Origin of the sequence: Microcoleus sp. Pol14D4, from assembly GCF_036701245.1 — a bacterium.
In the GTDB taxonomy this organism is placed as follows: domain Bacteria; phylum Cyanobacteriota; class Cyanobacteriia; order Cyanobacteriales; family Microcoleaceae; genus Microcoleus.
Window position 1 is genome coordinate 61,550 of the sequence record NZ_JAUBQM010000001.1, and the last position, 25,115, is coordinate 86,664.

General features: G+C 45.9%; 12 protein-coding genes and 1 pseudogene. 9 read left to right on the forward strand and 4 right to left on the reverse strand.

The window, feature by feature from the left end; genetic code table 11:
- The first annotated feature begins 185 nt into the window (after window positions 1-185).
- A complete protein-coding gene (locus QUA33_RS00300; protein WP_333145546.1) occupies window positions 186-3,449 on the forward strand; it encodes a tetratricopeptide repeat protein in 3,264 nt (1,087 codons plus the stop codon).
- 313 nt (window positions 3,450-3,762) lie between these two features.
- Here the strand turns inward: QUA33_RS00300 and QUA33_RS00305 are convergent, their stop codons facing one another.
- Complete coding sequence (locus QUA33_RS00305; RefSeq protein WP_333145548.1) at window positions 3,763-7,713, reverse strand: PAS domain S-box protein; 3,951 nt, start codon at window positions 7,711-7,713, stop codon at window positions 3,763-3,765.
- 291 nt (window positions 7,714-8,004) lie between these two features.
- Here QUA33_RS00305 and QUA33_RS00310 point away from each other — a divergent pair, with 291 nt between their 5' ends.
- The 3 genes and pseudogenes from QUA33_RS00310 (at window position 8,005) to QUA33_RS00320 (ending at window position 10,973) form a co-directional block, all read left to right on the forward strand.
- On the forward strand, window positions 8,005-9,192 hold the full coding sequence (locus tag QUA33_RS00310; protein ID WP_333145551.1) for an anion transporter: 1,188 nt from the start codon (window positions 8,005-8,007) through the stop codon (window positions 9,190-9,192).
- A gap of 181 nt (window positions 9,193-9,373) precedes the next feature.
- Window positions 9,374-10,208: pseudogene (locus QUA33_RS00315) on the forward strand (transposase family protein).
- A 177-nt stretch (window positions 10,209-10,385) separates the two neighbouring features.
- Window positions 10,386-10,973, forward strand: a complete 588-nt coding sequence (locus QUA33_RS00320; RefSeq protein ID WP_333145553.1) for a cytochrome b — start codon at window positions 10,386-10,388, stop codon at window positions 10,971-10,973.
- An 86-nt stretch (window positions 10,974-11,059) separates the two neighbouring features.
- Here the strand turns inward: QUA33_RS00320 and QUA33_RS00325 are convergent, their stop codons facing one another.
- Entirely contained in the window at window positions 11,060-14,728 is a 3,669-nt protein-coding gene (locus QUA33_RS00325) for an alpha-mannosidase (RefSeq protein ID WP_333145555.1), read from the reverse strand.
- A 182-nt stretch (window positions 14,729-14,910) separates the two neighbouring features.
- Between QUA33_RS00325 and QUA33_RS00330 the strand changes: the two genes are divergently transcribed.
- The 4 genes from QUA33_RS00330 to QUA33_RS00345 all read left to right on the forward strand — a co-directional run bounded on the left by QUA33_RS00330 (window position 14,911) and on the right by QUA33_RS00345 (window position 20,767).
- On the forward strand, window positions 14,911-16,905 hold the full coding sequence (locus QUA33_RS00330) for a hypothetical protein (RefSeq protein WP_333145558.1): 1,995 nt from the start codon (window positions 14,911-14,913) through the stop codon (window positions 16,903-16,905).
- Window positions 16,906-16,983: 78 nt separating this feature from the next.
- Window positions 16,984-17,100: a photosystem II reaction center protein I gene (locus QUA33_RS00335; protein ID WP_039887172.1), complete on the forward strand. Its 117-nt coding sequence runs from the start codon at window positions 16,984-16,986 to the stop codon at window positions 17,098-17,100.
- A 293-nt stretch (window positions 17,101-17,393) separates the two neighbouring features.
- Complete coding sequence (locus QUA33_RS00340; RefSeq protein WP_333145560.1) at window positions 17,394-19,922, forward strand: DUF3769 domain-containing protein; 2,529 nt, start codon at window positions 17,394-17,396, stop codon at window positions 19,920-19,922.
- Between the two features lie 173 nt (window positions 19,923-20,095).
- Window positions 20,096-20,767, forward strand: coding sequence for a hypothetical protein (locus QUA33_RS00345; RefSeq protein WP_333145562.1), 672 nt, complete (start codon window positions 20,096-20,098; stop codon window positions 20,765-20,767).
- A 128-nt stretch (window positions 20,768-20,895) separates the two neighbouring features.
- Here the strand turns inward: QUA33_RS00345 and QUA33_RS00350 are convergent, their stop codons facing one another.
- Entirely contained in the window at window positions 20,896-21,405 is a 510-nt protein-coding gene (locus QUA33_RS00350) for a phycobiliprotein lyase (protein WP_333145564.1), read from the reverse strand.
- 694 nt (window positions 21,406-22,099) lie between these two features.
- On the opposite strand from QUA33_RS00350, the gene QUA33_RS00355 reads away from it, so the two are divergent.
- The gene (locus QUA33_RS00355) at window positions 22,100-24,343 is read left to right on the forward strand and encodes a hypothetical protein (RefSeq protein ID WP_333145806.1); all 2,244 of its coding nucleotides are present in this window, start codon (window positions 22,100-22,102) and stop codon (window positions 24,341-24,343) included.
- A 64-nt stretch (window positions 24,344-24,407) separates the two neighbouring features.
- Here the strand turns inward: QUA33_RS00355 and QUA33_RS00360 are convergent, their stop codons facing one another.
- A complete protein-coding gene (locus tag QUA33_RS00360) occupies window positions 24,408-25,103 on the reverse strand; it encodes a Uma2 family endonuclease (RefSeq protein WP_333145566.1) in 696 nt (231 codons plus the stop codon).
- Between the last annotated feature and the right edge of the window lie 12 nt (window positions 25,104-25,115).

Sequence of the window (25,115 nt, forward strand, 5' to 3'; positions counted from 1 at the left end):
GGTTTTTAGAGGCCGTAGTTGGAGTTTTAAATGAGGACACGGGTGCGGGTGGCGCAACTGCTGAAAATCACCTGAGACAGCAGGTAGAATATATAAATCGAGGGTCTACTTGGTCTGTGCGATCCCGATAGTGGTTAAAATGGTTGAATATTATTAGTGTAAAAACTGTAAGAGTGGCAGAGCAAATGAGCCGGAATTCTTTAGTAGGTTTAGAGGCAGTGAGAGATTATTTTCAAAAGGGAAATTGGCTGAAAGATCGAGGCGATCTCGGTGGCGCAATCGAGAACTATCAGAAAGCTTTAGAGTTTAATCCAAAAGATGCAGAAGTTCATAAAAAGTTGGCGGAAGTTTATGTTTTGCAAGGAGAATTTGAAAAGGCGATCGCCTCTTGCAATCTCGCTCTTAAATTTCAACCCAATTTTGCTCCTGCTTACTTAACAATAGGCAATGCTTTGCAGAGTCAAGGCAAGCTGGAAATGGCAATTGAAGCTTACTTGCAAGCTTTAGAACTTCAGCCGGAATTTGCTGAAGCCAGCGCGAATATCGGCAGTATGTATTACAAGTTAGGGCAATTGGAACAGGCTGCCAATTATTACCAGAAAGCTCTGGTAATTAATCCTCAATTGTGTTCGGTCAATATGATGCTGGGCAGCGTTTTTCAGGAGCAAGGAAAGTTAGATGCAGCAATTACTTGCTATGAAAAAGTGTTGCAACAGCAACCGGGAGATGCCAGCGCTGCTGAGAAACTATCGAGTTTAATCGCACAAAAAGAGCGGCCAACTACTGACAGCAACTTTATCGAACTAGAAACAGAATCAGGCGAACAGCAACCAGTATCTGTCAACAAAGATGAAGGCTACGGCTTGCAGCCTTCGAGCATCAATTTGCCGCCAGCTCCCACCACTGAAACTTTAAATACTCCGTTTACCAACCCCGCCGAAGTTTCCGAACAAGTTACCTCGCTAAATGTTCCAGATAGCGGACAAGTTGCCAATTTTCAAGAAGTAGAACCCTACAAAAAACTGGCAGAACAGTTTTTAGTTCAAGGTAAAATTAAAGAGGCGATCGCAGCGTGCCAGCAAGCGATAAAAATCCGACCAGATTTCATCCACGCTTACGTCACTTTAGGCAATGCTTTGCAAGCAGAAGGCAAAAATGAAGCTGCGATTAGATCGTATTCTCAAGCCCTAGAATTGCAGCCAAATTTTGCAGAAGTGCGCGCCAATATCGGCAGTATGTATTTCAAAATGGGGCGTTTGGAAGAAGCGATCGCCCATTACCAGCAAGCGATTGCCCTCAGTCCAAATTTAGCGGGAGCTCACTGGAATTTAGGGAAAGTATATCAGAAACACGGCAACATCGAAGCAGCGATCGCCTGTTTTAAAAGAACATCCGAACTCAACCCGCAGCTAGTCGGTGCAGACTTCCACTTTAACTTAGGTAATCGACTTTTCAGCCAAGGAAAGCGCGAGGAAGCCATCGAAAGCTACGAAAAAGCGATCGCCATTAAACCAGATTGGGCCGAAGCTTACGGTAACATCGGCAGCGCGCGATCGCAACAAGGCAATCTCGACGCCGCCATCGCTTATTATCAGAAAGCTGTAGCTTTAAAGCCGCAATTAGAAGTTTTGCACTTCAATATAGCCAATTCTTTTTTGCAGCAAAACAAGTACGACGAAGCAATTACTAATTACCGCAATACTCTGCAAATCAAGCCCGACTGGCCGGAAGTTCACGCTAACCTCGGCAGTTGTTATTCCATGCAGGGGCGCCTCGAAGAAGCTGTAGCCAGCTATCAGCAAGCTTTGGCATTAAAACCGAATTGGGCAGAGGTTTACTGCCGGATGGGGCACATTCAAAAACAAGATAAGCCGTTGGAGGCGATCGCCAATTTTGAAAAAGCGATCCAATGCAACCCCAAATTTAGCGAAGCCTACCAACAATTGTGCGACTTGCTAAGTCATTCCACCAACCTCGCCGGAGCCCGTAGCATAGCCGACAAATACTGCGAAAACTGCGGCGAAAATGCCCCAATAATGTCAGCTACAGCCTATGTCTTTTCCTACTTGCAATCAGGTGTAAGCAAACAGGCAATTCAGAAACTCGAAGAAATCGAAAAACTCTGCTACGAAAAGGTCGAAAGCTTTAGCGTAATCGAACTAAAACTGCTCTACGAAATCTTCTTGTTTGCAGTTTCTCACCTGCGAGACAACCGCGAAAAAAATGCCAGTTTCTACAGACTCATTGCCAAAGAATACTACCAAAAAGCCGTCCCCAAGCGCCAGCAAGTTAACAGAAGCAACCTAGCCAATTACCAAACAAAAGAACAGCGTCCTTTAAAAATCGGCTTTCTTTCCAAACACTTCCGCCGCCACTCAGTAGGCTGGTGCAGTGAAGCTTTAATTCGCGAATTAAGCCACATCACCCCCCACGTTCACCTTTACGTCACCGGGAAACTCAACCGAGATGAAGTTACGCAGCGGTTTGAAGACATGGCGGGCAAGTTTTACTGGCCTAAAAAATATCCAAACGGCTTTGCTGATGGCGGTGAAATTTTCGCGGAAGTAGCGCAAGACAACTTGGATGTTTTGATAGACTTAGACTCGATGACAGTCCCAACAAATGTCGAAGTGCTGTATCAATATCCTGCGGGGATTTGCGTTTCTTGGCTAGGATTTGACGCGCCCTACATTTCAGATAATCACTACTTTCTCTGCGACGAACACACTCATCCCCCTGGTGTGGAAAAAAATTACTTAGAACAGTTAGTAAGATTGCCTGTTGGTTCGGTAGCAATTGGCGCACTGCAAAGCATTCCTGTCAATCGCGAGGCGATTAGAAACGCTCTCGGAATTGGCTTGGATCAAATGACTTATCTGTGCGTGGCGCCAGGGCGAAAAACCAATCCCGAAATGGTACGAGCTCAAGTTACAATTCTTAAGGAAGTACCCAATAGTGTGTTAATCCGCAAAGGTCAAGGCGACCCCGATATTATTCACAGCACTTACCGCGAAGAATGCGAAATTCAGGGAGTAGATTTTGGTCGAATTAAGTTTATAGGGCAAACCAGAAGTGAAGAAGAACACCGCGCTATTTATTATGTAGCCGACGTGCTTTTAGATTCCTATCCTTACAACGGCGGGACTCACAATTTAGAGGCTTTGTGGGCGAATTTGCCAGTGGTAACTCGTTCTGGCGACCAATATCTTTCGCGCATGGGTTACGCTTTTCTGAAAAGTGCAAATCTTGATGTTGGTGCGGCGTGGAGTTGGGAAGAATACACGCAGTGGGGAGTTAAGTTTGGCAGCGATGCTGGTTTCCGAAATGCGGTGAAAGAGCATTTAATAAAATCTAAGCAGCCAGAACATCTCGCACCTTTGTGGAATCCTAAAAAGTTGGCTGAGGATATGTATGAGGTGTTTCAAAAACTTTTGTCAGTTGACTGTTGACTGTTGACTGTTATCAGTTATTGGTTATTAGAAGGAAAAATTTCCGCATCTCTCACTCTTCCCCTCTTTATGTGAAGTCTTGTAACAATCTTGGTGGAAATGCGTAAATATTCCGCGCCGAGTCTGATAGATAAATAGCTGATTCATAGTACCGCGATCGCACTAACTTTATGCCAGTTAGGGCGATCGCTTTTTTTGTGGTGCCAGTTTAAAAAAACAATGCAACTGTAGACAAGCTCCAAACGACCAGCTTCATCAGTCATTCCCAAATCTCAAATCTCAAATCTCAAATCTCAAATAACCTGACTACTGACTAATCACTAATAGCCACTCGATCGCGCCCGCCAGACTTAGCTCTATAAAGCGCCTTATCCGCAGCTTCAATCAGCATTTTCGGCGAGTTTTGACCTTCAAAAATCGTCGCCACCCCCATGCTGAGTGTCACGCAATCGCTGACAACAGACTTGATGTGGGGAATTGCTAAGGCTTTGACGCGGCTGCGGATTCCCTCAGCAACAGCCTGTGCAGCCACCATATCCGTATTTGGCAAAATTACCCCAAATTCCTCGCCGCCGTATCTAGCAGCCAAATAAAGGCGTTGTGCGGGTGCGTTCGTGCAAGCATCTCCGATCACCCGCGCTACTTGCTGCAAACAAGCATCCCCGGCTTGGTGGCCGTAATTGTCGTTGTAAAGTTTAAAACAGTCAATGTCGCACATAATCAAAGATAGCGGTTCCGAAGAGCTAGACTGCTCCCATTCTCGGTTGATCACCTCATCAAAACGGCGGCGGTTAGCTAGTTGAGTTAAACTGTCCAAATTCGCCAACCCGTCCAGCCGCTGGTTGGCCGCCGCTAGCTGCTGGTAAAGTAAAGATTGTTCGATCGCGATCGCAACTTGAGTACCCAACTGACTCAGCAAATCCACATCAAACTGCTGCCACTGGCGGGGTGCCGAACAGTGGTGGGCAATCAGCAAACCCCACAACTTCGGCACTTGACAAGAACCGTTACCTTCCCTCGGTTCAATTCCCTGCTGGACAATCGGCACCACCAAATTTGCCTTCACCTGACAAGTCTCCAAAAATTTAAGGTGACACTCGCTCAAATTAGAAGCATGAATATCCTCTATGGCGCGAATGCGGCCCTTTAAATACTGTCCGATGTAAGTATTGGCAAAACAGCAATCGTCAATTCCCATCCCCTTCAGTGGAATCCATCCTTCTCCAACCGACTCCACCACCACATCTCCGTTCCAGTCGGGTCGAAAGCGGAAAACCAGCACGCGATCGGTTGCCAAAAACTCCCGAACTTCCGCTACTGTAGTGTTGAGAATATCTTGGAGATCCAGAGAAGAACGGATTCGCGATTGAATCTGCCCGATCAGGCGTTCCCGTTCTATTTGTTGCCGCAGCGCGACTTGGGCTTGCTTACTTTTAGTAATGTCCCGACCTTCCGGCAGCAACAATACTATTTTGCCCGTTTCATCCGCCACCGGTTTGAGAGAAAAATCAACAGTTGCCGTCCGATTTACACCTTGAACTTCCACTTCATAGCGGACAAATTCACCTCTTGCCGATCGAGAAATCGCCTCTTGCAATTGTTCCTGAACTTCCTCAGAATCTCCCCACCAAGGCAATAGCCAAAACGGTTTATTGGCCACATCCCGCAGCTTAATTCCCGCAAAATCCAGAGAAGTTTGGTTAGCTTCCAGCAGAGTGCCGTCCGGTTTCAATAAGCTCACAAATTGGAAAGAAGAATCAAAAATTGCCCGAAAGCGCCTTTGAGAATCTCCCAACATTGCCGTCACCTTTTCGCGAGATGTAATATCGCGGAAGCGCCACACCCTGCCAATAATATTTTGTCCGACTCGAATCGGCTGCGTGTAGCGCTCAAAAGTGCGACCGTCTTTAAATTCTAGAATATCGCAACCTTCCGACTCCGTATCACTATAAAATTCTTTAACTCTCTGCAAAAAAGCTCTCGGATCTTTAACTTGCTTAGTGAGAAATGCCAGTCGCACCGTTCTATCCATTGAGTTTCTCACTTCTTCATAAATTCCCCACATTTGAACTAACTTTTCGTTATAACTAATCATTTCTCCGGCGGTAGTAACGGCGAGAATGCCGTCTGCCGTTGCTTCTAAGGTAGCGTGCAGCAAAGACCGCGAACGCTCTAATTCTGCTGCGGTCAATTTCCGCTCTGTGAGGTCTCGGACTGCTTTCACCTGTACTAAACGACCTTCCCAAAATACGAATTTGCTGCGAACGTCAGCAGGAAAAGCAGTTCCATCTCGCTTAAGAAAAATAGTTTCACAGACTGTATTGCTGGCAGCAGAAATCATTTGCGGCGCCTGTTTGTATGATTTCGGCGACAGTAATTCCAGCAAGCTCATTCCCACCATTTCCGCAGGTTCGTAACCGAAAAGTTGGGCAAAATTACTGCTGACGCTCAAAATTGTGTCGCGGTCAGCCACGGCCACTGCTTCAAAATAAGCTTCGCATTCGAGCAAACGCGCTGCTGAGTAGCTGCTGCGATTTTCGCTCGAATAGCTGTTGTTAATTAGCTGTTGCAGTTGCGTATTGGCAGAGTACAAAGCGGTCATAGCTTGCCTGTACATAGCAGTACGTTTTTCGACTTTTTCTGCGAGGCGATCGCGATATTCTCGCAGTTCTTTTTCGACTTTAATTAAGTCAGTAATATCTACTGCAAACACGATTACACCAGCGACTTTACCTGTTTCATCGCGGTAAGGTATTTTATCTGTCCGCACCCAGCATTTTTGACCAGAAACTGTTGGTAGCAGTTCGACTTGGCCCTGCTTGGGAACGCCAGAATTGATTACTTCCAAATCTTCTAAATAATATTGCTCTGCTTCGTCTGGATAGATTTCATAAAAAGATTTACCTTCTAATTGAGCTGGGGGCAAACCTCTCGATGCAGCGGCGGCTTGATTAATTCGCAGCAGGCGACTTTCGGTATCTTTGAGCCAAATCATCGCCGGCACGGAATCAAAAATAATTTGCTGTTCTTGTTGCTGCAGGCGGAGTTCGGCTTCTGCTTGTTTTCTTTTAATTATTTCTTTTTGCAGTTTTTGGTTAGCTTTTTTGAGTTCAGCAGTGCGTCTTTCTACTCTTTCTTCTAGTTGATCGTAGTATTGGGTCAGCAAGTTTTGCTGCTGTTCGTGCCGGATTGCTTGTAATTTTAACTTTTCGCTAGCTGACAAACTTGAGGATACAAAATCTGCTAATATTTGGGTAAATTCGTGTTCTTCTTCTGTCCAATCACCGTCGGAACCCTGGCGTTCGGCGCTGACTATTCCCAACCTTTGACCTGCTAGCACAATCGGTACGTTTAACAGGGAAGTCGTGCCCTGATCGAGTAAATAAAGACCGACAAGTTCTCGCGTTCTGGGGTCATTTTCTGCTGCCACAGTAGCGATCGCACTTGCAGATTTTAAAGCTTGAAAATATCCCGGACAGTCGGCTGCTGTGATAATGATTTGTACGGAATGGAGTTTAGTATTTTTTTCGTAAAGGTCGATGCAGTGAAGCTGCGTCTTGTCTTCGCCATACAGCCAAATACTGGCTCGATCGCAGTTGACAATACTGACAGCGGTTTCTGTTACTTCACGGATGAATTCTTCTATATTGTGGCGTTCTTTAAGTTGACTTTTGGCTAATTTTGCGATCGCTAAAGTTGGACTGCGCCAATTTCCTCTCTGGTTGGGCGACGTGGGTGACTGCGAAGCAGCCTTAATTTCTTCGCAAACTAACAGTACAGCCGGCCGTTGGAAATTGGCAAGCGAGCGACCATTAGTGTTTTCCTCTATTTTCCAATCTACCGCAGGCATTGCCCGCGCGGTTGCTTTTACCCAGATAATCCTGCCGTCTTTGCAAGTCAAGCAGCCTTCCCAACAGGCAACTTTTGGAGTTTGCTTACCGTTTTCCTGCTGTGCCAATCCGGCAAATTCACTTTGCATTTTTCCTTGATATTGGCAGGAAAATATGTTAAAAATTGAATGACAAATTAATTCCTGCGATTTGTAGGCTAGTCTCGCCTCGCCGAATTGATTGAGAGAAAAAACTCTTCCCAAAGCGTCTAGAACAAAGTAAATGCCCGGAAAATTGTCGTAGAGAGTTTTATACCAATCCTGTTCGACTTGTTTGCTGCACGACTGTTTTGCTGCTGCGAGCTCGCCGTCAGTGCGGGTCAAGTGAGAATTGTTGGTTTCTGGGTTGCTTGAATTAAATTTTTTAGCAAACACTTTTGGCTTAACTCGACTGTAATTAATTTTACTTTCTGGAATTTAACTTTCTTGTGAAACTAAATTAAACCTGTTGTTTGAAAAAAGTTACAAGTTGTAACAAAATTACAACTTGTCCAGTGTGCTGGTTTTCGCTTTCCCATGCAACCACTTTGTTTGTAGTGGGTAGACCGTCTCTCGGCAATATTTCCCGCTAGTTGCAATGCCAGCAGGTTTAGCTGCAATTACCCAGTCTGTACTTTTAGCATCCTAGACAATAAAAAAATCGGCAATCAATAATTTTAAGTATATATGATAACACTCAAATACCTAGTATTGGGACTGACCTACTTGGGATTCGGTTTGGGATATTTGCCGGGGCTGCGGGTGAACCGGGCGGCGGTTGCAATTATCGGGTCAGCTTTTGCGGTGGCTTTGGGGATACTCGACCTGAAAACTGCTTGGGAGGCTATCGACCCCAATACGATCGTTTTTTTGCTCGGAATGATGATCGTTAATTCCGCTTTGGGAGCATCGGGGTTTTTTCAACTCGCTTTGGAGTTTTTAACTCGCTTTACTCGTTCTCCTTTCGGCCTTATAGTAGCCGTTACTTTTGGCAGCGGCATTCTATCGGCATTTTTTCTTAACGACACTACTGCTATTTTGCTGGCTCCTTTAACACTGAGTCTGACTCGCTCTTTGTCTCTCAATCCTATCCCTTATCTTTTGGCTTTAGCCGGAGGTACTAATTTAGGTTCGGTGGCGACGGTGAGTGGGAATCCGCAAAATATTCTCGTCGGTTCTTTTTCGGGAATTAGTTATTTGGAATTTGCTCGGTCTCTGACACCAGTAGCTTTAATTTGTTTGTTGGTTCAAGTAGCTTGGCTGTGGTTCCTTTATCCAGAAGTGCGTTCTTGCAAATCTTTGCCGGAGGTTACTCAAGTCAGGTATCGATTGTTCAAGCCTTTACTAGCAAAAAGTTTGTGGGTGACAGCAGGACTTTTAGTAGCTTTTTTGGCGGGAGCACCTTTAGCAGAATCTGCCTGGATAGCTGCCAGTATATTGTTAATTACTAGGCGCGTCAAGTCCGATCGCCTCTTGCAGGGCGTCGATTGGAATTTGCTAGTAATGTTTGGGGGATTGTTTGTGGTGACTAAAGCCACTCAACAACTGGGTTTGTTGGACAATTTAACTAATTTGACTAATACACCGCTGAGTTTGTTAGGAGTAACGGTTATTCTTTCTAACTTAATTTCTAATGTACCCGCGGTGTTAGTTCTGCAATCGGTGATTGTCAAAACAGATACACAAGCTTGGCTGTTGTTGGCGGCGGGTTCTACTCTGGCGGGGAATTTAACTTTGTTGGGTTCCGTGGCTAATTTGATTGTAGCTGAGGTTGCAGGAAAATCAGGCGATCGGCTGACTTTTAAAGAACATTTGCGGTTCGGGCTGCCACTGACTTTCGTTACTTTAGCCATAGCTTATTTTTGGCTGTACTAAAAGGCTATAATCATAACCCTATAATCCTCTTACAATAGACCTTAAAATAATTTAATGATAAGATAAGAATTTTTGCTTTACTCGATAAAATTCCAGCTCCTAACTTAATTTTCACAAATTTTTGCTATAAACAAGATAAAATGCTAAAAAGTCCTGTTTTTAGTTACACAATAACTAACTTATAAAAAATCAATTTTATCTAAATTTGAAACCTCATGAATTTAAACGTAGATTTGGTGTCAAAATACCCACCTTAAAAGCAATGGTTAATGCCTTAGATAACTTCAGGTTAGAAAATTATAAATACAGAAGAGGACGCCGCACTATTCTAACTCAAGAACAAGTCTTAGTCCCCTTGGAATATTAGCAAGAATATCGAACATATTTTCATATTGGGACAAGTTGGGGAGCGTCTGAATCAACTATTTGCCCGCTTGTAACTAACATCGAATCAACTTTAATGAAAACAAGAAAGTTCCGGATTCCGGGGAAAAAAGCATTACTCAAAAATTATGATTATCCAAAAATCGCGGTGATAGATGTCACGAAAACAGCTATTGAACAACCCAAAAATAAACAGATAAAATGTTATTCACTCAATAAAAAGTAGCAGACTATAAAAAGTTAAATTATTAATCTATCTAGAAACAAAAGAGATTATTTGCACTGCTTTTGGACAGGGCGTTGCCACGATTTCAGGTTGTTTAAAAAATAAAAAATCATTTTCATCCCGAAACAGATACCTTACAAGATAGTTGCTATCAAGGCATAAAGGACGAGCGGCAGAATAGTTATATTCCCAGAAATAAACCTAAAAATGGGCAGCCTGCTCTCTTAGCAAAAAACTATAATCTAACTCTAGCCCTGAAAAGAATAGGTAATTGAACACGTTAATCGGACTCTCAAAATTTTCTCTCATTTAGTCGAGTCGTTATCGGAATCGTCGTCGCCGTTATGGTTTGCATTATAATTTGTTGTCAGCAATTTACAATTATGAGTTAGCTCTAGGCGATTAAATTTAAAGACTTTAATTATAACATATATTTTTTTGGCAAGAGGTCTAGTGAATTAGACTTAATAAATATTTGTAATAAGTAAGTTAAGTAAATCTTATAATGCACAATGTGCTACGGGCTTTAGTCCGATAGTTTATACTTAATCTTGTCCAGCAAACGCTAAGGAGGTAAGGAAGAGTGAGTACCCAACCCGCTGCGAAACCCAGACTTAATTCTGCGTTCAAACAACTGATGTCCTTACACTGGGTAATGTCAGGTTGCTATTTAGTGCTGTTTATTGGCGGTATTTCTATGGCTCGATTGCCAGGAGAATTGTTTATTCGAGGCCCCCTTTACGATTTTCACAAATCCGTAGGAGTGCTGACAATGGCTTTACTGACTTGGCGGATTGTAACTCTGCTGCGGGTATGGTGGAAAAAATATACGAAACGCCTGCCAAAGTTTACAAAGGAATGGTACAAAAATTTTGCTCTGCACGCAAGTTTGTACGTTTTTATGTTGCTAGTTCCGGTTGCTGGTTTCTTGCTTTCTAACTCTTACAAAAGTAACAATGTCAAATTTTTCGGAATTGTTTTGCCGGATATGTTTCCCCACAATTCCGCAATAGTTGATCTGGCAAGGAGTTTGCATTTTTGGCTGGCGTACACATTTTTAGCGTTCGCGATTTTGCATATTATAGATCAGAAGAAAGTTGTGAGGGCTAATTGGCGCCGATTGGCAAATTTTGTTCGCACTAAGTTCGCAAAGTCTCAAAAGGTTGGATAAATTTGCGATGGGGTACTATTCTCAATTGGTAGTGGTAGGGTGCACGCTGCCTACCTTACATAATTAGTTGATGCGTCCACGACTATTTAGGATAAATTGACTGCAAAACTCGCTATTTTCCACGGTGATATTCTGAAACTTCTCCCATCGTCTGACTTCTGAGGCAAATTTATGGGTTGTTCTAATAAATCGACAGGCTGGCTAATCGCCAAACCAAAATCGCTCTTGAATTCCAACTTCGCCTCTTCACCATGACACTCGCAACACCGCAAAATCCAGACATTAGAATCGTCTTCCGATTGTTTGAAAGCCATCAGCACTAAATTTTCGGCGGACAAATCCAAAAACTTGCCAACTGCGGGCAGAGTCTTGTGGCTATTTTCCTCTAACTTGGGTAACACCTTTACTAGCAGTGGTAAATTCAATTCGTACCCCTGTCGAACCGTACCTGCCTCCTGCCAATTTCCGCTGTGGGGATAAACTGCACAAGTAAATTTGGAAACTGCTACATCTGCTTGTTCATCCGGCCAAGTCGAGGCGCGAAGCAAAGTCAGCCGAATGCGATTCGGTTGAAGGTCGCAACCGTATTTGCAATCGTTGAGCAAACTCACTCCAAAACCGTCATTGCTGATATCAGTCCAGCGCAAAATCGGCACTTCCCATTTGGCTTTTTCGGCGGGTGTTTGCGGCTTGGTTGTGCGTGCGATCGCACCGCCGGGAATTTCGCAAGTTGCAAAATCTGCTTCTACATTTAACCCAAAGGCTGCTTTTACTAAAACGTGCTTTTCTTGCCAATCAGCCACTGTCTTGATTTTCAGCAGCGGCGAACCTATTTCTACTATATAATCTTGGCAAAACTCCGATTTGCCAATTTGTCGGACTACGCGCAAACTCTGCCGTATTTCTCCCTGTGCTATCCAGGAAATATCTTTCAGTATCGGCGCTGGTAGTTGATGTTTTTCATAATTTGGGTCAATGTTCCAAGCATCCCAATATTGACCGCTGTCTTGAAATGCTTGCAGTTGATTGCCGCCTGCTGCATTCAGGACTTCTCGGTTATTTACTTTATCCCAAATGCTGGATAAATCCCCGGTTTGTCCGTCTATTGTTGCCCGAATAAATTCATTTTCTAAAACCATTTGTGCGGCGGCAAAAGGCGTTTCTTGACTGGCTGTGTTTTTTTGTGCTATACCGTATGTAAGTTTTGATAACTCTGTCTTTTTTTCAGTTTCTGGACTCGCGGACGCATTATCCACAGTTTGAGCGTCTTGGCGACACAGCCAAAACACCTGGTAGCCAACGGCAGGGAGATTATTTGCCCAGAATAATAGTTTAGATTCCGATTCGAGTCGATCGCCCCTGACAATCTGCGAAGCCAGTCGCCGTCGGGACAAGTCGTAAATTTGCCAAGCTGAATCAGCAGCATCGGGAAGCGGTACAGCGACAACCTCAGAGCGCGACCAATTGAGAGTATTGAAAATCAAAATCGGTTGAGCGTCGGGCTGCGGAGGATTCGGCAGAGAAATTTGAGCCGAGATGGCATCCAAAGATTTTAGGAGGATTTCGCCACAAGTGCGATCGACCTCGGTAAAGGCTATATTAGCATCCGCATAAACTTGGGCGATCGCAGAACCGGGCAAAATATCGTGAAACTGGTTAAACAAAATCTGTTTCCAAGCAGATTCTAACTCGGATTTCGGATAAACCGCACCAGTACCAATTGTTGCCAGCGAAGACAGCAACTCTGCTTGGTAGAGCAATTCTTCGCAGCGGCGGTTTTGGCGTTTTTGGTCGGCGCGAGTCGTGTAGCAACCCCGGTGGAATTCTAAATAAAGTTCGTCTTTCCAAATGGGAAGAGTTTTGAGTTCTGAGATGGAATGATTTGCATCCGAAATTGGCGATAAGTTTGACAATTCTCGCGCCCGCAAATTCCCGACGGTTTCGACAACGAGCAAATTTTCCTGATTGTCCGATTCTGAAACATCGCTTTCGGACTTAGCTGCGGAAATTGCCGACAAGTTTGACAATTCTCGCGCCCGCAAAATCTCCTGATTATCCAGTTTTGCAACATCGATTTCCTGCGAACTTTCCGTAACTTCAGGCAAAAACTGACTCTCAATCAAAGACAAATAATCAACCGCTTTCGCAAACTCCAACTTCGGGAAAAAAGGCGACATTTTCCAGCGTTTCGCCACCTCCAACATATCACGAGTCGGGCCACCGCCGTGGTCGCCAACCCCAGGCAACCACAGAGCATCTTGCAAACCCGTTTTAACTTGCCAGTCAAAAGCATAACTTGCCATTTTTACAGATTCTATGCCTTCACCAATTGGAGGAGACATCATGCTAAATATTTTAGTACCGTCCAACCCTTCCCACCAAAACGCACCGTAGGGAAATTCCGTTGTATCGTTCCACCGCAACTTTTGCGTCACAAAATAATCAACTCCACCTTGCCGCAAAATCTGAGGTAATTGCCACCCAAAACCGAAAGTATCCGGTAGCCAAGCCACCCGCATCAATTCCCCAAATTTTTCTTTTGCATAACGCTGTCCGTAAAAAACTTGCCGCACCATTGATTCAGCCGAAATCAAGTTTAAATCCGGTTCTACCCACATCCCGCCGACAACTTCCCAACAACCGGCCGCCACCTGTTTTTTAATCGCAGCAAATAAGTCCGGCCGATGTTTTTCCATCCAAGCATAAAGCGCGGGAGTAGAATGACAGAAAATCAAATCGGGAAACTCCGATTGCAATTTCAATACCGACTCAAAAGTTCGCTTTGCCGCTTCCCAAGTTTCCGGGACAGGCCACAGCCAAGCTAAGTCTAAATGAGCGTGACCCACCAAATAGATTTTACCTGTATACATAGATGTCAGCCCGCCGCTTTCTCCTATATATATAGATGTAGAATTGCTATTCTCTCCAACCTCAAAAACCTTTTTCCTTCTTCCTCTCTCTGCGACCTCTGCGCCCTCTGCGGTTCTTTCATCTAAATCCCCCGAAAAAGCCCGCAGATATCCCAGTAAATTGTGCCGCAAAACAGACAGCGATCGATCGAACTTTACGCGATCGCCCACCGCCGACCAATCAATCAAACTCATCGCCAAATCAATCTCAGATTTCAGCATTTCCCCCTTGACAAACATGGGGCGATTTGCTATTGTTTCGATGGAGAGGTATTGGGAATTTAAATTTTCTAAATTTTGAGTTAGCGAATTTTGCAAAATCTCTAATTCGGCAGCCACAAAACCCGGATCGAAACAACAAGAGTCAGCAGCTTCGTACAAACAAATCGATCGCACTAAAGCACCGTTATCGTGACCCGGACTTACCAACCGCAAAATCACTAAAAATTCATCTCCGGGATTGGCCGACGAACTCAACAAAACTCGATCGGCAAAATCAAATAAATCTCCCTGTCCGACTAACTCGCCGTTGACAAAAATTTGAGCATCTTCTGCCCACCAAGTCAAACTCAGCAGCAACCGCAAACCAACCACAGGATAGCCGTACAAATTGTCAGGAATTACAAATTGCTGGCCTAAATACAAAACTTGCTTCCCAGACGGCCAAGCAATATGTCCTTTGCTGTTAAGTTCAGCAACAGGGCTGTTACAAATATTTACCGAAGAGACAGCCGAGTCAGAATCGCAGTACCTCCAACCAGACTGAACCTCCACTTGGCTGAGGCGGCGCAACTTCTCGACAGTGGCAGAAATATTGTTGCTAGCAGGTGACACAGAAGCGCTCATATTTCGCTAAAATAGGAATTGTGTATTAATCAAAAATTGGATTGAACCGCCCCGACGCAAAGGACGCGAAGAAATAAAGGTTTCAGAGGGTTTGAAGCTGCGATTAAGATCTCGCTTTGATTTTACAGCAATATTCAGCTATTCCAGCGCGAATCAAAAATCTGAATTCAAGAATAAAACTTATGTCCAACGGTTACTACGGCCCCTACCAAAGCCGACTATTAAATTTTATATCGAAACAGTCCCGTCAAGTCGCTGACAATTGCGATCGAACTTGGCGTCAAATTAAAGAAGCAACTCTCACCGCTACCCAAATTCTGCTTTATCCAGCTTATTTGCTGGTGCAAAGTTCCCGAATGCTGGGCCGACAGTTGCGGGAATCAAGTCAAAAAGTAGATTTACCGGAACTGCAAGAATTTGGCGGGGACGAAAATCCCGATTTGCCGCCAAATTGGTATCAGGGGGAAACTTCCGAGGAAAGTTCGATCGCCGAAATTTTACACCTAGCCGAAAATTTACTAAACTCGTCGCAAACTGCGAAAACTGTAGCCAGCTTCCCGCTGTTAATTAACCAGGGAAATGTTGCTAGCGATTTACCTCCGGCAATCAATTTTAGCGGACAAATCGCCAAGCATCAAACCACTTCCGTCTTAGAACACCCGCTTGCTAAAACTGAATTAAAACCGCAACCGAAAGTTGAGGGAATTGCCAGTTTTATCCCGGCCCGCACTTTAGTATTGGTCGGAAAAGAAAATCAGATATTAGATATTTTGACACCCGAACAGCAGGAACTGCTCGAAGGTCGCATAACTTGGGAAGTAGCCAACTGCGGGCCCGAACGGCGGGAAATTACCCAAAAAGAATTAAAATTCAATCTCGGTTTGGAGTCGGCAGCCAAAAAAGCGCAGTTGCCGCCGGTGCGTCGTTTTTGGGAATTGATGGCATGGCTTCAGACCAGCCCGGTTGCTTTGAAAAGAAATCAGTTTGGAGAATCAATCCTCGCAGTTAAAAAATCGATCGACCGCAATTCAATCCTAGTCCAAACAGCCCGCGCGCAGATCGAAGCAAAAACCGCACAGCAGTCAATTGCGGCATCGAATTCGATCGACCGCAATACCCCAAAACTAGAAACTAATTTTAACAGCAAGTTCGATCGACCCCCTACTCCTCTCTCCTTTGTTACATTACTCGATCGCGCCGCCGTCAACATTGAGGAATTAACCCTGCCGCCATCGGCAAAAACAACCGCCGCACCCACAGAAGCCCCCGGAGTCAAACTTAATACATCCGGCACAGACGCCAATGTAGAATTGTCAGCCCGCGACATCCTCGAAAAATACGCTCGCAACATAGAACAAATGATTTGGTCGTCAGTAGACCACCTTTTGGGCAAAGAAACGGCAGCAAGTGATAATACGGAGAAATCAGTCGCAATTCAGTATTATTTGAAACAGCGACAAGAACTAGAAAACACACAAAATAGCCCAGAGGTCGATCGACCGTGGCTGAACTGGCAAGACTTATTCGGGGAAGCAGCACCGCAACATTTAATCGACGGCAGTTCCGAACCAGAGGCAAAAGCTCAAAGCGTCATAGCACAAGCTAGCCAAAAAGTCAAGCAGGAAATTGCAGAAGTAGGAGAATTGCCCGAAGGTCGATCGACCGCAGTCTCAATATCCCCTTACCCCGAAGCACTTCACCGCCTGCTCGGGCAGCTAAAACAGAGCTTGCTGGCAAAAAGCCCAACAAGTCAACCCCAAACAGCATCTGATTTATCTGATTTAGCAGTTACTCAAAAAAATAGCTCTGCACTCGCAGCAGAATCAACCCCAGGGCGCGCGCCGGAAACCCAAGTGCCAAAAAACACAAACCCGAACACCGCACAAAACCACCAATCCCCAGCAGCAATCACCGCGCAAACTAGCAGATACACCCCCGCAACCCCCGCAAACCGCGCTGCTGCTGAACCTAAAAATCCCAGCGCAGGCGTCCCACCGGAGGGCGAATACTTAGAAACAAAAGCAGAATCGATGGGATACATTAAGCACCCCCTAGAACAAGTGCTCGAATGGCTCGATCGAGTTATGCTGCGGCTAGAAAACATCGCCGAGCAACTCTGGAATTGGGCAAAAATCAACTTGCCAAAAATCCTCAAAAGCAAAGATAAAATTGACTAATCTTTAGCTTATGATAAAAAAGTTGCTGCAACAGCAGCAAATCAGCTCAGTATTATGCCATCTTTGGAGACTCCCACAGTGCTAACCCTCAAAATCGTAGTTAATGTAGTTGTTTTATTTTTTGTTTCCCTGTTCATATTTGGATTTTTGTCCAATGACCCAGCCCGGAACCCCAACCGCAGAGACATGGAATAAACAAGTTATCTCGGCCGCAGAGTAGGGGCGCGTCACCGCAGCCCCCCAGCTAGCCCGCAAACTCGCAAAAATTAGTCGAACAAAACTTGACCTCGCACCAGCAGCGAGGTTATCTTGTGGCGGAAGCAAGTTCTCAAAGCAGCCATATTCCGGCGCGCCAAAACCACTGCAAATTTTAGATGTCAGATTAATCTCTAAACAGTTGCCTTTTAGATGCAAAAATTTTCAATAATTTGCACCCTATAAAATCTAAAATCTAAAATCTAAAATCGGATGACTTACCTGTTGTAACTATGCCCTATCCGGTACCGCCGCCAGAACCCTCTGCCATCATCTACATCGCAAAGCCAAAGAAAGTCGCCCTCACTGTGGCGGCCGGCGATGGAGACACCCGCAGCAACCCCGCAGAAATACCGGAACCAAGCCCAGATACCGTTCAGCCACAACCCACACCAGCCCCAGCAGCAGCCGCAGCCACACTCCTCGGCACTACCCCAGCCACCGACCAGCCTCCAGCAATCGCCGACCCCCTAGCAGCAGTGGAAAGCGGCGAGGCAGTGGTGGGATTTCAGCGTCGGGCTCCTGTGGTAGAACCCCAAACTGCGGAAACTCCAAAAGATTCCTCGTTTACGGCTTACCAATTGGGTTCGGTAGAAAATGCTATTGCCATTCGCAATCGAAAACGAACCGCAGAGGCGCAGAAACAACAGGAGAAGAATGTTGTCGGAAAGCAGGAAAGTTGGTATCAAGCCCAAGGCCGGCAGTTAGAAGATAACTCTCCCGAACCTGCGGAGATTCCCGTTCCAGAACCCGCCCCGGAACCAGCACCCAGCGGGCAACAGCAGTTCGACATTCCCGCACCAGGCCCGGCCCCCGCACCCAGAACACCCGCTGCGCCGACACCGAAACCTAAACCAGCCGCGCCGGGAGTCCGCACCGCCCCTTCTGGGCGGACGGTTCCTTTTCCGGTGACTCCAGCCGATACTATTGAAGTTAAGGCTGACAGCCAAGAATTCGACGACAAGCAGCAAATTGTTACGGCGGTTGGTAATGTCGTTGTGCGGTTCCGGCAAACTGTGATTGATGCCGATCGAGCGATCGTCAACTTAGTCACCCGCCAAGTGGTAGCATCCGGCAATGTCGCCTATACCCGCGGCCAACAAGTAGTGCGCGGCCAGCGGATGGAGTTCAATCTCGGCCTCAACAGCGGCGCAGTCGAACAAGCACGCGGCGAAATATTCCTGCCCGCAGCAGGTAGCGAATTGACGCCCACACTGCCGACAGATATTAGTGCCGGGACGATTCTCGAACAGCCGCTGAGCGATCGAATTACCAGCCAGCAGCCCCTGCGCGGAGTCAAATCCCCCGGCGCTGCTACAGTGACTATCGGCGGCGGCGGACAGCTAGCAGCCCCCCAAGTTACTGGTGCGGTCAACCGCGTCCGCTTTGAAGCAGAACGCATCGAACTGCTGCCAGACGGCGCGAGGGTAGCAACCAACATTCGGCTTACTAACGACCCGTTTTCCCCCCCGGAATTTGAATACAGGGCCCGGAGGGCGACGATTAGAAGGATTTCGCCCACCGCAGAGGAATTGGTCACAACTAAACCCCGCTTGGTGTTCGACAACCGGGTGAAAATACCCGTGTATCCCCGCAGGCAAGTGTTTGACAGCAGGCAGCAAAACGGCCCGTGTTTGACCTTTGGCTACGACGGAGGCGACCGCGGCGGTTTGTATGCCGAGTGCGGTTTTGAGGTGTTGCAAAACGGGCCGGTGCGGCTGACCCTGACGCCCCAAATTTACCTGCAGCGGGTTGTGGCAGAGCACGGCGGTAATCCGTTTTCTCCCGACAGCTACGGGCTGAAAGCGAGGTTACGCGCTAGTCTCGGCCCGCGCACCAGCCTGGACGGATCGGCAATATTTCTGAGTTTTGAGAATTTCCCGAATTTGCCGGAAGACAGCTTTCGGGGAAATTTGCGCCTGCGGCAGTCGATCGGCACTCACACTCTGGCAGCAGAATACAGTTATCGCGATCGGCTGTTTAACGGTTCTCTGGGCTATCAAACCGTGCAAAGCAGCCTCGGGGCAGTCCTCACTTCCCCAGTCATCCAACTCGGAGGCACTGGCATCAATCTCAGCTACCAAGCTGGGTATCAATTTATCAATGCTGACACCGATCGACCAGAATTGCTGGAACCAGTGCGGGAAAACAACCGCGTCGATCTGGGCCGTTCCCAAGTCAGCTTCGCCTTGAGCCGCGGCTTCAACTTGTGGGAGGGCGAACCGCTGCCCCGCACTCCCACCCAAGGTTTGAGGTATACGCGGACGCCGGTGGTTCCTTTCTTGCAACTGGCCTTGGGACTCCGGGGAGTTGGTACTTATTACAGCAGCGGCGACAGACAAAATTCGCTCGCTGGCAGCGTAGGCATTCAAGGGCAGTTCGGTCATTTCTCCCGCCCTTTCCTAGATTACACTGGGTTTAACGTGACTTATACCCAGGTGGGGCGCGACGGTATATCGCCGTTTTTATTCGATCGCTTAGTAGATTTGAGAGTCCTGTCTTTTGGGCTTGTCCAGCAAGTTTACGGAGGGTTTAGAGTTGGATTTCAAAGTGCTATTAATTTAGAAAGCGGGGAAACAATCAGTACGAATTACACTTTAGAATACAGTCGCCGCAGTTACGCAATCATTTTGCGTTTTAATCCTGAGCGTCAAGTCGGCAGCCTGACTTTTAGAGTTAGCGACTTCAACTGGAATGGGACTCCCGAACCTTTTTCCGGGGACGCGCGAACTGTAGAAGGAGGCGTGCGTTTATCCGATTAATTCAATTTGGTTATTAGTTATTGATTATTAGTTATTGGTTATTAGTTATTGGTTATTGCAACCAACAATTAACAATTAGCAATTAACAACGAACCAATAACAACGAACCAATAACAGCGAACCAATAACAGCGAACCAATAACAGCGAACCAATAACAGCGAACCAATAACAAATGACAGAAGTGACCGCAATATCTGCACAAGCAGCGGCTCTGCTGGTTCACTACGGTTTTGACCTAGGTGGCAAAAAAGCCGAGAAATTGGCGGGTGAATGGCTGACCAAGTATCCCGGCTATTGGCTGCGTTTAGCAGTGGTTGAAGCCCTTTATCAAGGCCGCTACAAGGCTGTGTCTGTGGGACAGCTATTGAGTATGTGGCATCGGATAGGTCAACCTCTCTATCATTTCAATCGCGAGTTTGAACGCTTGGTATGCAATAATTTTCCTCAAAGTTTAACAGGGGAAAGTGCTGCTCAACTGCCACCGGAAGATATACTTTTATCGAACCAGGAATCGGAAGTAACTGCCGCAGAGTTAGATTTTCGCGGGCCGTCAGAGTCGCAACTTGATGTGGGGCTTCATGCAGAAGTCCCGAACACAGAGGCAGAGGAAACAGGAAAATTGCCTGCTGCCGACGATCGCACAAAAGAAAATACAGAATTTGTAGTATATGAAGATGTGGCTGTTACCGCCCTCGCAGATCGAGCCGAAGCCGAGCACAAATTAGCGGACAAACCTGTGGCAAAATCATTCCCAGTTGTCAAACACACTGATTTTCATACCAAGTTAAAAGCGATTGCCAGAGAAGGCAGAAGAAAGAAGGGAGAAAGCAGAAATAGGGTGTAATATCCTTTTGGATTGTCGATAAAAGAATTAGGAATGACTGATTAAGCTCGTGATTTGGAGCTGCCTACAGTTGCATTTTTTTGTGGAAGTGGTGTAATGTTTGGGAATTACATAGTTGTTTGTGAGAGTTAAGTTTTCGGACTTCCTCCCATCCGAATCTCCGAACAAAAAGATGCTTGTTCGGTACCGTTAGCTTGCTTAACAATGCTAGTCCGCAGCCGCAGGTTGGGCATGAGATACCACAGCCTTTCTTCGGCATGGAGGGTGTCTGATTCTGTAATCAATGTCAGCACGTCGTCGCCCATCACGTAGCGGCCGTTACCCTTGTCTTGCAACACTTTGCCAACGCTTGGATTGTCGGGATTTGGTACGATCGCTAATATTGTAGAACCAATTTGTTTAGCTTTGTCGCGATCGGGAATACCGTCCCAACTAATCCGAACCCCCTTTAGCCCCGTTGAAGCCGGGTTAATCGAGTGTTGTTGGCAAAGTTTGACGACTGCTGCATCGCTAGCTGTCAGTATTTCTATTTTGAGGTCGGATTTACCAGCCTGCAATTCGCCAGAATTGAGATTGTGTACGGTACGCTGGGAAAACCATTTGCCTGCACTTAACTCGAAAAACTCGATAACATCCATGAAATTTGTCTCTAAAGTCAATACTGCTTTATTTGCGATCGTGACTTGCGCGCTCTGGAGTCAGAAATCCGGTTTCTTCCTGCGTACCTAGCGGTCAAACCAATGATTTTGTTTAGAAACCCGGTTTAAGAGTGCAAGTCCTTTTCTATATTTTAGAGGAAGGGGGCGCACCTGCAAAGCTTTCTGAGAGCTGTGGGCGAAACAGATTGCAGATACTGTTGAGGTACAAAACCCAACCAGGGGGACATCTGCCTTGCTGATGCGGCCGACTTGACAGAAAATTAGAGCATCCGCCATCATATTTCGTTATAAAAAGTCTTTTTCGCACATTAAATAGGATTGCGATACCTGAAATTTTTTAGCTTTGACAGTGTTGATCTATCGACCATCGTCGCCCAAATACCAGCTATGTTAAGAAAAACAACGATATATGCGAACTTTTATCGATCGATCGGTAAATTGGGCGTTGCTGAGTCGAATGATATTGGCGGCGATTTATTGTAATCGCACTGCTTGAAAATTCTCAAAGCAGACTTCGACTAAAAAACCAGCAATTCATCGAACCATCACCAAACCGAGGACAGCAAGCCCGTAGCAGATAGCATTCAAATATGTCATGCTAAGTCAAGAGAAAAGATTCTCGATCGGCTTTTCGGTAGGGTGCAGCTAGCGATCGCATACATTTAAAAAACACATCCGTAAATTTATGACCGAGTTTAAACAAGGGCTGGATAAAATGCAGCCTGCAGAACAGAGGCACTACCTGGGAATCCTGCCAAGTCAGCTAGCAGCGACTTCAGACTCCGAAAAATTATACAGCTTACTAACAGATTACAATTTTATTAAAGCCAAGCTGTCAGCATCGGGAGTACAGGCGCTAATAGAAGATTACGATTTAGCAACAACTCCCGATATTATTATCTCAGACCAAAAAGCCGACCAACTCAAATTAATCCAAGAAGCAATTCGGCTGTCTGCCCACATTCTAGCCACAGATAAAAGCCAACTAGCCACCCAACTAATAGCCCGCTTGATGTGCTTTGAAAGTCCAGAAATTCAAGCACTGCTAGCACAGGCACAACACCAAACCTCCCCCTGGCTGCGACCGCTAACCCCCAGCTTTACTCCTCCCGGCGGGAGATTGCTGCGTACCCTCACCGGACATACAGACTGGGTACAAGCTGTAGCAATTACCCCCGACGGCAAGCGGGCAATTTCTGCGTCCTCCGACCACAATCTCAAAATTTGGCACTTAGAAACAGGAGAAGAACTTTCCACCCTCAAAGGTCATCTTACCTACGTCAATGCTGTAGCTGTCACCCCCGACGGCACTAAAGTAATTTCTGGTTCTTGGGACAATACCATTAAAATTTGGGATTTAGAAACTGGGAGAGAAATATTTACCTTTACAGGCGATACTTTTGCCGTAGAAGCAGTAGCAGTAACTCCCGACGGCAAGCGAGTAATTTCAGGTTCTTGGGATGGCAGTATTAAAGTTTGGGATTTGACAACTAGGGAAGTAATTTTTAACTTCAAAGGTCATAGCAGTTTTGTCCAGTCAGTAGCAGTAACTCCTGATAGCAAACGGTTGATTTCCGGGTCCGGAGACAACAGCATGAAAGTCTGGAACCTAGAAACTGGAAAAGAACTTTTTACTCTCACGGGTCATGAAGACTGGGTAAAAAGTGTAGCAGTTACTCCCGACGGCGAACAAATAATTTCCGGCAGTTACGACGGAACTGTTCAAGTCTGGAGTTTGTCAGAAAGAAAGCAACTTTTCACTTTAGGAAAACACAGCAGTTTCGTTCAAGCTGTGGCAGTCAGTCCCGACGGTAAACGGGTAATTTCAGCTTCCGGCGACAAAACGCTCAAAGTTTGGAATCTGGAAACAAAAGAAGAACTTTTCACTTTTACCAATCACATCGCCCCAGTGAATGCTGTGGCTGTTACCCCCGACGGCAAGCGGATAGTTTCTGGTTCCTCTGACAAAACTCTCAAAGTTTGGCACTTAGAAAGAGGCAAAGAAAATGTATCATTTGCACGTCACGATGACTGGGTAAATGCTGTAGCAGTGACGGCGGACGGTACGAAAGCGATTTCCGGTTCAGGAGACAACAGCATTAAAGGATGGAATCTCAAAAACGGACAGGAAATTTTTACTATTTCGGGACATCAAGATTGGGTAAAAGCGATCGCAATAACACCGGATAGCAAGCGAGTAGTTTCGGGTTCCGGCGACAAAACTGTGAAAGTTTGGGATCTAGAAACCAGAAAAGAAATCTTTACTTTCACTGGTCATACAGACTGGGTAAATTCTGTGGCAGTGACGGCGGACGGAACGATGGCGATTTCCGGTTCGGCAGACAAAACTATTAAAGTTTGGAATCTAGAAACAGGAGAGAAACTTTTTACTTTTTCAGGTCATGAAGACGGGATAAAAGCGGTGGCAGTTACTCCCGACAGCAATCGGGTAATTTCGGCTTCCGGCGACCAAACTCTGAAAGTTTGGAGTTTGGGGAAAGAAAAGAATATTTTGGCAAATTTATGGAATTTAGCCGTCAAAAATCTACTTTTCACTCTCAAAGGTCATGAGAGTTTTGTGAATGCTGTCGCAGTTACAGCGGACGGCAAATGGGCAATTTCTGGCGGGCGGGAACACAATTTGAAAGTTTGGGATTTGTCAAGTAGAAAAGAAGTTTTTACTTTGACAGGTCATGCTGATGCGGTAACATCTGTGGCGACTATGGGAACAAAGGCAATTTCTGTTTCCGACGATAATACTCTCAAAGTTTGGGATTTGTTAAGTCGAGAAGTAATTGCTACTTTCAGGGGAGATAGTGCTTTGAAAGCGTGCGCTGTTGCACCTGATGGGGTGACAATCGTAGTGGCGGAAGCTTCGGGACAGGTGCATTTTTTGAGGTTAGAAGAGGGGAAATAGTCATTGTGCCGATCGCACTTTTGCTAAAATTTAAAAGTGCGATCGCTCTTTTCCCCCATCTAGTTTACAATTGTTCCGGGTCAATTCCCATCGCTCGCAGTCTTTCTGCCAGTAAAGCAGCCCGCTGTTCGGCTTGTTCTGCCCGCAGTCGTTCTTGTTCTGCCCGCTGTTCGGCTTGTTCCAACCTGCGAGAAACACCCTCATAACTTGCAAACGGTTCGCCATCAGGGCGATAAACTTGTAACTCTTCACCCGACAAATCAAAGCGAATTCCCAGTCGGGGGCTGACCCAATTTTCGATCGCATCAATTACGTCCAAACGCCCCTGTGAACGCATCCAACCGCTAAAATCGTTGCGTTCCGGGTCGTACAGGTAATATTCCTCTACCCCGTGGCGATCGTAAAATACCTGTTTTTTATTCATTTCTGTTAGCCTGTTACCGGGAGAAAGAATTTCAAACACTACTTGCGGTGCGATATTTTCTTCTTCCCACTGCTTGTAACAACCCCTATCTCCTTTCGGTCTGCCGAAGACTACCATCACATCCGGACCCACGCGAATCTTGTTATCTCCTTCAACGGGATACCACAGCAAATCGCCGGCGACAAATACATTCGGGTCATCCGCAAATAGCCACGCTAAATTTTGTTGGATGATGAGTATCCAGCGAAATTGTTTGGTATTGTCAGACATGGGTAGACCGTCGCTGTCGGGGTAAATTACATCAGGTTTTTGAGGAGACTTGAGTTGAGTTACCATAACTGTTGTCCG